This is a genomic window from Bacillus methanolicus MGA3 (assembly GCF_000724485.1).
GTDB classification, from domain to species: Bacteria; Bacillota; Bacilli; order Bacillales; family Cytobacillaceae; genus Bacillus_Z; species Bacillus_Z methanolicus_A.
The window spans coordinates 3,325,299-3,337,035 of record NZ_CP007739.1 but is presented as its reverse complement, the minus strand read 5'-3'; the positions used below and the strand labels follow the sequence as shown (position 1 = coordinate 3,337,035).

At 38.4% G+C, this 11,737-nt stretch carries 12 protein-coding genes; 11 read left to right on the top strand and 1 reads right to left on the bottom strand.

What is annotated here, in order from left to right; translation table 11 throughout:
- The first annotated feature begins 588 nt into the window (after positions 1-588).
- From rpmH to BMMGA3_RS16155, 11 genes are all read left to right on the top strand, one after another.
- Positions 589-723, top strand: a complete 135-nt coding sequence (rpmH, locus tag BMMGA3_RS16205; protein WP_003347090.1) for a 50S ribosomal protein L34 — start codon at positions 589-591, stop codon at positions 721-723.
- A 111-nt stretch (positions 724-834) separates the two neighbouring features.
- Positions 835-1,203, top strand: coding sequence for a ribonuclease P protein component (gene rnpA, locus BMMGA3_RS16200; RefSeq protein WP_003347082.1), 369 nt, complete (start codon positions 835-837; stop codon positions 1,201-1,203).
- Between the two features lie 142 nt (positions 1,204-1,345).
- A complete protein-coding gene (gene spoIIIJ / locus BMMGA3_RS16195; protein WP_003347081.1) occupies positions 1,346-2,125 on the top strand; it encodes a YidC family membrane integrase SpoIIIJ in 780 nt (259 codons plus the stop codon).
- Positions 2,122-2,742, top strand: coding sequence for an RNA-binding cell elongation regulator Jag/EloR (gene jag / locus BMMGA3_RS16190; RefSeq protein WP_003347080.1), 621 nt, complete (start codon positions 2,122-2,124; stop codon positions 2,740-2,742). Before spoIIIJ ends, jag begins: the two co-directional genes overlap by 4 nt.
- Before the next feature lie 425 nt (positions 2,743-3,167).
- Entirely contained in the window at positions 3,168-4,553 is a 1,386-nt protein-coding gene (gene mnmE / locus BMMGA3_RS16185) for a tRNA uridine-5-carboxymethylaminomethyl(34) synthesis GTPase MnmE (RefSeq protein ID WP_003347079.1), read from the top strand.
- 203 nt (positions 4,554-4,756) lie between these two features.
- Positions 4,757-6,646 carry a tRNA uridine-5-carboxymethylaminomethyl(34) synthesis enzyme MnmG gene (mnmG, locus tag BMMGA3_RS16180; protein WP_003347078.1) on the top strand — a complete coding sequence of 630 codons (1,890 nt, stop codon included), beginning with the start codon at positions 4,757-4,759 and terminating at the stop codon, positions 6,644-6,646.
- A 27-nt stretch (positions 6,647-6,673) separates the two neighbouring features.
- The gene (rsmG, locus tag BMMGA3_RS16175; RefSeq protein ID WP_003347076.1) at positions 6,674-7,390 is read left to right on the top strand and encodes a 16S rRNA (guanine(527)-N(7))-methyltransferase RsmG; all 717 of its coding nucleotides are present in this window, start codon (positions 6,674-6,676) and stop codon (positions 7,388-7,390) included.
- Between the two features lie 116 nt (positions 7,391-7,506).
- Positions 7,507-8,376 (top strand): nucleoid occlusion protein, encoded by an 870-nt coding sequence (gene noc / locus BMMGA3_RS16170; RefSeq protein ID WP_003347074.1) that lies wholly within the window; start codon positions 7,507-7,509, stop codon positions 8,374-8,376.
- Between the two features lie 207 nt (positions 8,377-8,583).
- Positions 8,584-9,345 carry a ParA family protein gene (locus BMMGA3_RS16165; protein WP_003347073.1) on the top strand — a complete coding sequence of 254 codons (762 nt, stop codon included), beginning with the start codon at positions 8,584-8,586 and terminating at the stop codon, positions 9,343-9,345.
- Positions 9,338-10,195, top strand: a complete 858-nt coding sequence (locus BMMGA3_RS16160) for a ParB/RepB/Spo0J family partition protein (protein ID WP_003347071.1) — start codon at positions 9,338-9,340, stop codon at positions 10,193-10,195. The genes BMMGA3_RS16165 and BMMGA3_RS16160 overlap by 8 nt, the downstream gene beginning before the upstream one ends.
- Positions 10,196-10,241: 46 nt before the next feature.
- Positions 10,242-10,946 (top strand): DUF554 domain-containing protein, encoded by a 705-nt coding sequence (locus tag BMMGA3_RS16155; RefSeq protein WP_003347069.1) that lies wholly within the window; start codon positions 10,242-10,244, stop codon positions 10,944-10,946.
- A gap of 158 nt (positions 10,947-11,104) precedes the next feature.
- On the opposite strand, the gene yyaC is transcribed toward BMMGA3_RS16155, so the two are convergent.
- On the bottom strand, positions 11,105-11,737 hold the full coding sequence (gene yyaC, locus BMMGA3_RS16150; RefSeq protein ID WP_003347068.1) for a spore protease YyaC: 633 nt from the start codon (positions 11,735-11,737) through the stop codon (positions 11,105-11,107).

Here is an 11,737-nt window from a genome sequence, read left to right as displayed (position 1 = left end):
TATTTTCCAACTGTCACCCCTCCTTTAATCTGTCATCCATTGTACAAAACCTATAAATTTATAAATATACGAAATTTATTATGTGGAAAAATATATAATAAGGAAGTAAAATAGGTTTTCGACAATATCCACTGTTTGTGGATAATCTTTTCCATACCTGTTGAATAACCTGTCCACACTCTATCCACAAATTGTGGATAATTAAGTTATACACAAAGATTTATACCGAGTGAAAACACAGTTAATGATATCAAATAAAACTAATAGGTGCAATGCTTTTTCAAACTTTATCCACAAGCGGCAAGACATGTTGATAAAAATTGTCCACAAGACTTGAGTGTGTGTAAAAGTTGTCAGTATCTGTTGTGGATAAAAAAAATCTGTCGATTGATATCCACAATGTTATTTTTTGAGGGTTCTTCCGTAAAAAGTTACTTTTTTGGAATAACTTTTTGAAGTAGAAAATTCAATTTTTAAAAATCAGGATGGAAAGATCTTCGTAAAATGTGCAGTTGACAATTTTTTGAGTAAATTTATATAATTAGAAAGACTGTCTTTAACGCTTTTCCTCGAGGGAGGTGTCATATAATGAAAAGAACTTATCAGCCAAGTAACCGTAAACACAAAAGAGTTCACGGTTTCCGGGCACGGATGAGCACTTCTAACGGACGTAAAGTTCTAGCTCGCCGCCGTCGTAAAGGAAGAAAGGTATTATCAGCTTAGGCCACTGAAATGTCAGTGGTCTTTTTTCACATAGAGTTCAATTTTCCTTTTCTTCCGCTTGAGAAATAAACGCCAATTGATCCAGAAAAGTACTTGAGGGTGGAAAAAACCATGAAAAAAAAATTGCGGATCAAGAAAAACAAAGAATTTCAGGAAGTATTTCAAAAAGGAAAATCCTTTGCGAATCGGCAATTTATTGTTTATGTTTTAAAAAAAACAGATCAGCCTTATTTCCGCATCGGGCTTTCTGTCAGTAAAAAGATTGGAAATGCCGTAACCAGAAATCGCATTAAGAGATATATTCGCCAGGCCTTTTTGGAATTGAAAGAACAAATACATAGTGGCAACGATTATGTAATCATTGCGAGAAAGCCGGCAGCGGACATGGATTTTCATGAAGTAAAGAAAAGCATAACCCATGTCTTAAAGGTAGCAAGAGTTTTTAAAAGTATAGAGCGTGGAAATAATGAAAAACATTAACAGTTTTTTGCTATGTTTATAAAGACGCTTACATAGAAAAGATGGTAAAATACACGTGGATTTAAAAAGGTTTAAAAATGGCAAGAATTGATGACTTGTTTTTGATAGAATGATTCTATTTGCAGTAAGGAGGAAAAAACGGTTGAAAAAGCGAATACTTTTTTTAATTGGCTTCATTTTGCTGATAGCAATTCTTACGGGCTGTACGCAATACAACCAGCCAATTACAGCTGAAAGTCAAGGCTTTTGGAACGAATATATTGTCTATCCGCTCTCGATGTTGATTATTAAAGTGGCTGAAATTGCGGGAGGAAGTTTTGGTTTATCCATTATCCTTGTAACGATTCTTATTCGTCTTGCAATTCTTCCTTTAATGATAAAACAAACGAAAAATTCGAAAGCAATGCAAGCGCTTCAGCCTGAGTTGCAAAAACTTAGGGAAAAATACAGCTCAAAAGACCAAAAAACACAGCAAAAATTGCAGCAGGAAACGATGGCTTTATTTCAGAAACATGGAGTCAACCCGTTTTCAGGCTGTTTTCCATTATTAATTCAAATGCCAATCTTAATTGGATTTTACCATGCTATTTCTCGTACAAGAGAAATTGCTGAACATAATTTTTTATGGTTTGATTTAGGCTCTCCGGATCCATTTTACATACTGCCGCTTATTGCGGGTGCTACAACATTTATCCAGCAGAAAATGATGATGGCTGGAACGGAAAACCAAAATCCGCAAATGGCAATGATGCTATGGATCATGCCTATCAGCATCATCATATTTGCGATTAACTTTCCGGCAGCTCTTTCATTATATTGGGTAGTTGGTAACATTTTTATGATTGTTCAAACTTATTTCATTAAGGGTCCGGATCTCAAAAAAGATGTAGAAACCGGCAAATCAGGAGGAGCAAAAAAGTGAAACAAGTAACTGCTACTGGACTAACTGTCGATGAAGCAGTGGAATCAGCTTTAACACAATTAAACACCACGAAAGACCGCGTAGAAATAACGATAATTGATCAAGGAAAAAAGGGGATATTCGGCATTTTTGGATCACGCCCAGCAGTTGTCAAAGCTGAAATAAAGATTGATCCGATAGAAGAGGCAAAGGAATTTCTAAAAAATGTAGCCGAGAAAATGGGAGCATCAATCAATATTGAAGCTATTCAAGAGGGAAAGCAGGTAAGTTTCCTTTTATCAGGGGAAAAAATTGCTCTTTTAATCGGAAAAAGAGGGCAAACACTTAATTCCCTTCAGTATTTAACACAATTAGTGATCAACCGTCATTCTGATCAATATTTAACAGTTCTCCTTGATGCCGAAGATTATCGAACAAGAAGAAATGAAACACTTGTTCAATTAGCGGAAAGGCTCGCACAAAAAGCTATTAAAACTGGCCGTGATGTTGTACTTGAACCAATGCCTTCATTCGAGCGCAAAGTAATTCATACAGCTTTAGCGAATAATGATCGCGTGAATACTTATTCTGATGGAGTAGAACCGCATCGATATGTCGTAATTTCACCAATAAAATAGAATTTGACTCACTCATAAGGGTCTGACTCTCTCCAATAATGACAATAGAAAGAACGATTTTATTTTTGTTTGTCTATTGGAGGGGTCTGGCCCTTTGCTTTTATTTCACTTTATTGTTATTCACATGTTGATAAGTTACAATATAACAAGAAAATAAGTGGTTGTGGATAAGTTTATTCATTTTCAAGAGATAATACTTTTTCATAAAACGAGCATGTGGTATTGTAGGAATTTAGGGAAAAAATGAATGCAGGCCCACTCGGAAGCCAAACTTTCTTTTATGCAAACATAACACTTCCGAAGCGAAGTTTTCCCTTGTCTTGTTAAGACGCCTATATCTGAACATCATCTGAATGTCGAAGCAAAAGCGCTATTAAATATAGACCAAATAGAAAAATTTTTATAGATAAGCGAGGTGATCGGGGATGGAGTTTGATACAATAGCCGCAATTTCTACTCCGATGGGAGAAGGAGCAATTGCAATTGTGCGTTTGAGCGGTGATCAATCTATCGAGATTGCGGACAAGCTGTTTCGTGGCGTTGGCGGAAAGCGGATCATTGAGGCTGCATCCCATACAATTCATTATGGACACATTATTGATCCGAAAACGAACGAAGTTGCTGAGGAAGTAATGGTTTCGGTTATGAAAGGTCCGAAAACATTTACGAAAGAAGATGTGGTGGAAATCAATTGCCACGGGGGGATCGTTTCAGTAAACCGTGTGCTTCAGCTTGTGTTAAACCATGGGGCGCGCCTTGCAGAACCGGGAGAATTTACGAAACGCGCTTTCTTAAATGGACGTATAGATCTATCTCAAGCCGAAGCTGTCATGGATTTAATTCGGGCAAAAACGGATAGAGCCATGAATGTTGCACTTGGACAAATGGAAGGACGTCTTTCAAAATTAATAAAAAGGCTGCGGCAGGAAATTTTAGAAATTCTTGCCCACATAGAAGTGAATATCGACTATCCTGAGTATGATGATGTTGAGGAAATGACGCACAAAATGCTTTTAGAAAAAGCTCAATATGTACGAGAAGAAATTCAAAAGCTGCTGCAAACTTCCCAGCAAGGAAAAATACTTAGAGAAGGATTATCAACGGTAATTATCGGACGTCCAAATGTCGGCAAGTCCTCTCTCTTGAACAGTCTTGTTCATGAAAATAAGGCAATTGTAACCGATATTCCTGGCACAACAAGAGATGTGATTGAGGAATATGTGAACGTCCGCGGAGTTCCTTTGCGTCTATTAGATACAGCCGGAATACGCGAGACCGAAGACATTGTAGAGAGAATCGGAGTTGAGCGGTCAAGACAAGTTTTAAAAGAAGCTGATCTGATTCTGCTAGTTTTAAACTATTCAGACGAACTGACACCTGAGGATGAAAATCTTTTTAAAACCGTTGAAGGCATGGATGTTATCGTTATCGTTAATAAAACAGATTTGCCGCAGAAAATTGATATGGAAAAAGTAAAGGAATTGGCGAAAGATCACAAAGTTGTTACAACGTCTCTGCTTGAAGATCGCGGAGTAGATGAATTGGAAGAAGCAATTGCGTCTATGTTCTTTGAAGGTTCAATCGAAGCGGGAGATATGACATATGTATCGAACAGCCGCCATATAGCTTTGCTTCATCAAGCGCTAAATTCGATTGAGGAAGCGATTCAACAAGTCGAAATGGGAACACCGATCGATATCGTACAAATTGATTTAACAAAAACATGGGAGCTGCTTGGAGAAATAATCGGAGACAGTGTCCACGAAAGTCTGATTGACCAGCTGTTCTCTCAATTCTGTTTAGGAAAATAATGTGGTTCAAAACCCGGAACGGGTCAATATATTCAAGAATTGGCTCATAAATTTAGTGAATTGGCTTATAAACCATGAAAAGTGGCTCATAAATCTCGAAATTGGTTCGTAGCCTCGGAATTCGTTTATAACCCGGGAAATAGTCATAAACCAGAAAAAATTGTTATTAAACCCAAATTTTCATTTTAAAAGGAGGCAGCGTGATGCAATACGAAGCTGGGAATTATGATGTTATTGTCATAGGTGCGGGACATGCCGGCTGTGAAGCAGGGCTTGCTTCCGCGAGACTCGGTGCCAAAACATTAATGATCACAATTAACCTCGATATGGTTGCTTTTATGCCCTGCAATCCTTCTGTTGGCGGTCCTGCCAAAGGGATTGTCGTAAGAGAAATCGATGCATTGGGCGGAGAAATGGGAAAAAACATTGACAAGACCTATATCCAAATGCGGATGCTGAATACAGGAAAAGGTCCTGCTGTACGTGCATTGCGTGCACAAGCAGACAAATTTGCCTATCAGCATGAAATGAAAAAAACGCTTGAAAATGAACCAAACCTTACTTTAATTCAAGGAATGGTTGAAGAGCTTATAGTTGAAGATGGAGTTTGTAAGGGTGTAATTACAAAAACGGGGGCTGTTTATCGATCAAAAACAGTTGTAATTACAACAGGCACTTTCTTAAGAGGAGAAATTATCATTGGAGAATTGAAATATTCAAGCGGACCAAATAACCAGCAGCCTTCCATCAAACTATCAGAACATCTGGAGGAGCTTGGTTTTGAACTTGTCCGCTTTAAAACCGGAACTCCTCCTCGTATAAACAGCAATACAATTGACTACAGTAAAACGGAAATACAGCCGGGTGATGATGTCCCAAGAGCATTTTCTTATGAAACAACAAAATATATTACGGATCAGCTTCCTTGCTGGCTTACTTACACAAATGAGGAAACACACATGCTGATTGACCAAAACCTGCACCGTGCGCCGATGTTTTCCGGAATGATCAAAGGCACAGGTCCACGTTATTGTCCATCAATTGAAGATAAAGTTGTTCGTTTCCACGATAAGCCGCGCCATCAAATCTTTTTGGAGCCTGAAGGAAGAAATACGGAAGAGGTATATGTTCAAGGGCTTTCAACAAGTTTGCCGGAAGATGTTCAAAAGAAAATTTTAAGGACGATCCCGGGCCTTGAAAATGCGCAAATGATGCGCGCCGGCTACGCCATCGAATATGATGCAATCGTTCCGACACAGCTTTGGCCGACGTTAGAAACGAAATTAGTCAAAAATTTATATTCTGCCGGACAAATAAATGGAACATCAGGATACGAAGAAGCTGCCGGACAAGGATTAATGGCGGGAATTAACGCTGCCCGAAATGCCTTAGGAAAAGATGAAGTCATTTTAAGCAGGTCTGACGCTTATATCGGTGTGATGATTGATGACCTTGTTACAAAAGGAACAAATGAGCCATACCGTTTATTAACGTCAAGAGCCGAATACAGATTGCTGCTTCGCCATGATAATGCTGATCTGCGTTTAACAGAGCTTGGTTACAAAATCGGGCTTATCTCTGAAGAACGGTACAGAAAATTTGTTAAGAAAAAAGAAGCAATTGAGGCTGAGAAAAAACGGCTGAATTCCATTATTATTAAGCCTTCTAAAGAAGTTCAAGAACTAGTACGATCCTTGGGCGGCAGCGAACTAAAGGACGGGATTCGTGCTTCTGACCTTCTGAAACGTCCGGAAATGAACTATGAACATATTCAGAAGCTTGCTCCGAACGAAACTGAATTAGATTCGGAAGTGAAAGAGCAAGTAGAAATTCAAATTAAGTACGAAGGTTATATTGAAAAATCTCTTCAACAAGTTGAGAGATTAAAGAAAATGGAGGATAAAAAAATACCTGAAAACATTGATTATGATGCAATCACAGGATTAGCGACAGAAGCCCGTATGAAATTAAAAGAAGTAAGGCCTTTATCAATTGCCCAAGCATCACGCATCTCCGGTGTGAATCCGGCTGACATTTCGATTTTGCTTGTGTATATCGAACAAGGCCGCATTGCCCGGGTTTCGAATGAGTAGCACACACATGCAAGAAAGGATTGGCCTATGAACATAGAACAGTTTCAAACGATGCTGTCCGGGAAAGGGATTTCTCTTTCCCAACAGCAATTAGATCAATACGAAACGTATTATCAAACGCTTGTCGAGTGGAATGAAAAAATGAACTTGACTGCTATTACCGAGAAAAATGAAGTTTATTTAAAGCATTTTTATGACTCGATTACGGCAGCATTTTATTTTGATTTTCAGCAACCTTTGCGTGTTTGTGATGTAGGGGCAGGAGCCGGATTTCCAAGTATTCCTTTGAAAATTGCTTTTCCTGATCTCCATATTACGATTGTTGATTCGTTAAATAAGCGTATTACATTTTTGGAGCATTTAGGAAAGGTTTTACAATTAAAGAACGTTCAATTTATTCACGACCGAGCCGAAACATTTGGCCAAAAAAAGGAACATCGTGAAAGTTATGATGTTGTTACCGCAAGGGCAGTGGCAAAAATGTCTGTTTTAAGCGAGCTTTGTTTGCCGCTCGTAAAACTGAGTGGAACATTTATCGCGATGAAAGCGGCCAGTGCCAACGAGGAATTGGAAGCAGCTAAAAAAGCTATTTCCGTATTAGGGGGAAGCCTTCAAAGCGTTCATTCTTTTCGTTTGCCTCTAGAGGAAAGCGAACGAAACATATTAATTATAAAAAAAGAAAAGAAAACCCCTAAAAAATATCCAAGAAAGCCGGGGACTCCTAATAAAACTCCTATAGAATAGAGTTACTTTTTCCGCATTATGTGACATAATTTGTTTTATAATGTATCTGAAAGCAGGAACTTGTCATAATTAAAGAGAATATGTTATAGGGAGTTTCGTAAAGGTGGTGCAGGGTGATGAAGCGTTCTTTTTCACGCTTTTTTGGCCTAGGCGAAAAGGATCAACAAGATGATATAGAAATTCCGGCTGAACAAGCCGAAACCGATCATACGGAAGAAATAAAGAAGATACCAATCGAAGATATCGTTCCGAATCGCTTTCAGCCAAGGACGGTATTTGACGATGAGAAAATAGAAGAATTGGCACGGACGATTCATACACATGGCATTATTCAGCCGATCGTAGTCAGAGAGTTTGGAAATAACCAGTTTGAAATTATCGCAGGCGAGCGGCGCTGGCGAGCAATGAAAAAGCTTGGCTGGGATGAAGTTCCTGCGATTATTAAAAACCTTAATGATACGGAAACCGCCTCAATGGCGCTGATTGAAAATTTACAGAGGGAAGAACTTTCCCCAATTGAAGAAGCTATTGCATACGGGAAATTGCTTGAGCTTCATAATTTAACGCAGGAAGCTTTGGCACAACGGCTGGGAAAAGGGCAATCCACAGTTGCGAATAAGCTCCGCCTTCTTAAACTTCCAAATGAAGTCCAGGAAGCACTTTTGAATAAAATAATTACCGAACGGCATGCCCGTTCTCTTATACCATTGAAAGATCCAGAAAAACAAGTAAAATTACTTCAGGAAATTATTGAGAAAAATTTAAATGTGAAACAAACTGAAGAACGGGTTGCAAAAATGCTTGAACAAACTGAAAAAAAGCCTCAGCCAAAAAGAAAAGTATTCAGCAAAGATATGAGAATTGCGGTTAATACGATTCGCCAATCTTTATCAATGGTGTCAGAAAGCGGTATTACTCTTGACTCAGAAGAGGAAGAATTTGAAGATTATTACCAGTTCACAATTCGCATTCCAAAAAAGAAATAGCACTTATTCCATAGAAGAGAAACTGAACAACTGTTTAGTTTCTCTCTTTTTATGTTTATTAAAAATTCTTTGATTCTCGAGAATTTAGTGAAAAAAGCTATGATCCTATCTTTTTCGTGATAAAATATATTACATGATTATTAGTCAAATAGTTTTCCATACGCTTTCGAAAGTTTTACTTTAGAGGAAATGAGGGTAGGTGACATCGTGGGCAAAGTAATTGCAATCGCGAACCAAAAAGGGGGAGTCGGAAAAACGACCACCTCTGTTAATCTAGGCGCCTGCTTAGCATACATAGGAAAGAAAGTTTTAATGGTAGACATAGATCCGCAAGGTAATGCCACCAGCGGTGTTGGAATTGAAAAAGCCGACGTAGCTCAATGCATTTACGATGTTTTAGTAGATGATGTTGAAGCAAAAAAGGTCATTAAGCCAACTTCTGTTGAAAATTTAGATGTAATTCCGGCTACTATTCAATTGGCCGGAGCAGAAATTGAACTCGTACCGACTATTTCAAGGGAAGTTCGATTGAAACGGGCATTAGAGGAAGTGAGAGATGATTATGATTATATCATTATTGATTGCCCGCCTTCACTTGGCTTGCTGACGATAAATGCCTTAACCGCTTCTGATTCAGTTTTAATCCCGGTCCAGTGCGAATACTATGCATTGGAAGGCTTAAGTCAGTTATTGAATACTGTACGTCTAGTTCAAAAGCATCTTAACCATGATCTCCGGATTGAAGGTGTCTTATTAACGATGCTTGATGCCAGAACCAACCTTGGTATCCAAGTGATCGAAGAAGTAAAAAAATATTTTCAAGATAAAGTATATAAAACCATCATTCCAAGAAATGTACGTCTAAGCGAAGCACCAAGCCATGGAGAACCAATTATTATTTATGACCCAAAATCAAGGGGAACGGAGGTTTATTTAGATTTGGCAAAGGAAGTGGTTGTGAATGGCTAAAGGTTTAGGAAAAGGACTAAATGCATTTTTCACGAATTTGGAAGCTGAAAAAGGAGAGACAGTTCAAGAAGTTAACATTAAAGAACTTCGTCCCAACCCTTATCAACCACGTAAGGTTTTTCAGAAGGAAGCGATTGAAGAATTGAAACAATCGATTCTTGAACACGGGATTTTACAGCCTATCATCGTAAGAAAAAGCATTAAAGGTTATGAGATTGTTGTGGGCGAAAGGCGTTATCGGGCTGCAAAAGAAGCAAATCTTGAAAAGGTGCCTGTTGTAGTTCGTGATTTAAACGAGCAGCAAATGATGGAGTTAGCGGTTTTGGAAAATCTGCAAAGGGAAGATTTAACACCGATTGAGGAAGCGTCAGCGTATCAAATGTTAATGAAAAAACTAAACTTGACACAGGAAGAATTAGCAAAGCGCCTTGGGAAAAGCCGTCCGCATATAGCAAACCATGTAAGGCTTCTATCGCTTCCTCCGAAAATTCAGGAGTTAATTTCAGAAGGACAAATATCAATGGGCCATGGAAGGGCATTATTAGGTTTGCGTAAAAAAGAAAACATGGCAGCTGTAGTTGAAAAAACAATCAAAGAAAATTTAAATGTCCGCCAGCTTGAACATTTGATCCAACAATTAAATGAAAAAGTTTCACGTGAAACAAAAAAGAAGAAAATCGAAAAAGATCTTTTTCTGCAGGAGAGAGAATCATTATTGCGCGAGCGGTTTGGTACGACTGTTAATATAAAGAAAACGAAAAATAAAGGAAAAATCGAAATAGAGTTTTTCTCCCAAGAAGACTTAGAACGGATTCTTGAATTATTGGATGGGAAAGATTTATCCACTTAAGCCATCAAGTCGATGGTTTATTTTTTATGAGACAAAGGGGAAAATTATGTTTTTGCTAGGAACGCTTGTAAATGGACTTTTTATTATTGTCGGCACTTTTTTTGGGAAACTGCTCCACCGAATTCCTGAACACATGAAGACAACGGTTATGCACGGAATCGGACTGGCCGTGATGGTGCTTGGATTGCAAATGGGATTTAAAAGCACTAATTTTCTGGTTGTGATTATTAGTTTAGTTTTAGGTGCAGTTATTGGAGAGTTAATTGCACTAGAAGATAAATTAAGTCAGCTTGGGAACTGGTTGGAAAGAAAAATCGGATCAAAAGGCCAGGGAAGCATTTCACAAGGTTTTGTAACAGCAACCTTAATATTTGTGATTGGGGCAATGGCCATTATTGGTGCATTGGACAGTGGTCTCCGCGGGGATAACGATGTTCTTTATACAAAAGCGATTATAGACGGATTTACTGCATTAATTTTAACGACTACGCTAGGAATCGGCGTTTTGTTTTCTGCTTTTCCGGTAATCATTTATGAAGGAACAATCGCTCTTTTCGCCACGCAAATTGACCGGTTTGTGCCACAGGCGCTTTTGGACAGTTTTATAACGGAAATGACTGCTACAGGCGGAGTGATGATTTTTGCCATCGGATTAAATTTGACAGGATTGACAAAAATCCGCGTTGCAAATTTTTTGCCGGGCATTGTTGTATCAGGGCTGATCGTTGCAATTATTTATTGTTTCAAGTAAAATTTTTGTTATGAACATTGGGAAGGATTCATTTATCCTTCCCATTTATGTCTAGCTCCAATAAGGAACACTTCAGAAGCGATTCATGGTACGAGAAAAGCGGCAACTTTTAGAGGATTTCCTAGGTTAGGAGTTTAAAACTCATGCTCGTTTTCTTATTACATTAATTTGTTTTGTCCTTGATCAAGGCTCCAGTTTACTTCTTTCCATGATTGTTTTTTATTATGAAAAGCAAGGCTAGCTGTAGAAATGCCATCTGCGATTGTTTTTGCCATTTTTAATACAAGATTAAGCCTTGTATTTTGCAAAACAAAAAATTCCATAAAGCCGCTGACATTCACAATACCTGTAATATGTATGTCTCCTACAGGCGGAAGCTCTTTATTTACTCCTGCTCCGGGTTTAACCGGACCTTCACCGATTTGAATAACGCCAACGCTTTTTAGCCGGCCAAGGCATGCATCAATTCCGATGATAAAAGGATGAACATGTTTTTCTTTTATCTCCATTAATTTATCTTCAAGATTAACAGCATGGATTGGATCCTCAAGCGTTCCGTATACATGAAAAGGTGCAATGGCCTTTTCTTCAAGTAGCGTTCCGACAAGTGGACCTAATGAATCACCAGTAGAGCGGTCAGTGCCAATACAAACAAATACGATTGGGCGGCTGCTAATAACTGGAATAAGCGACAATAATTCTGTGGAAATTTTTCCAGCGGCCAGCTGCTCATCGTAAAATATTCTTGCCGTTTCGCCTCTCTTTTCAAAAAAATTGGGTTTTAAATTCAT

Bases quoted from the DNA above. Each gene is read 5' to 3' on its own strand.
- rpmH (WP_003347090.1), top strand. From the start codon at position 589: ATGAAAAGAACTTATCAGCCAAGTAACCGTAAACACAAAAGAGTTCAC.
- rnpA (WP_003347082.1), top strand. From the start codon at position 835: ATGAAAAAAAAATTGCGGATCAAGAAAAACAAAGAATTTCAGGAAGTA.
- mnmE (WP_003347079.1), top strand. From the start codon at position 3,168: ATGGAGTTTGATACAATAGCCGCAATTTCTACTCCGATGGGAGAAGGA.
- mnmG (WP_003347078.1), top strand. From the start codon at position 4,757: ATGCAATACGAAGCTGGGAATTATGATGTTATTGTCATAGGTGCGGGA.
- rsmG (WP_003347076.1), top strand. From the start codon at position 6,674: ATGAACATAGAACAGTTTCAAACGATGCTGTCCGGGAAAGGGATTTCT.
- noc (WP_003347074.1), top strand. From the start codon at position 7,507: ATGAAGCGTTCTTTTTCACGCTTTTTTGGCCTAGGCGAAAAGGATCAA.
- BMMGA3_RS16160 (WP_003347071.1), top strand. From the start codon at position 9,338: ATGGCTAAAGGTTTAGGAAAAGGACTAAATGCATTTTTCACGAATTTG.
- BMMGA3_RS16155 (WP_003347069.1), top strand. From the start codon at position 10,242: ATGTTTTTGCTAGGAACGCTTGTAAATGGACTTTTTATTATTGTCGGC.
- yyaC (WP_003347068.1), bottom strand. From the start codon at position 11,737: ATGAATTTAAAACCCAATTTTTTTGAAAAGAGAGGCGAAACGGCAAGA.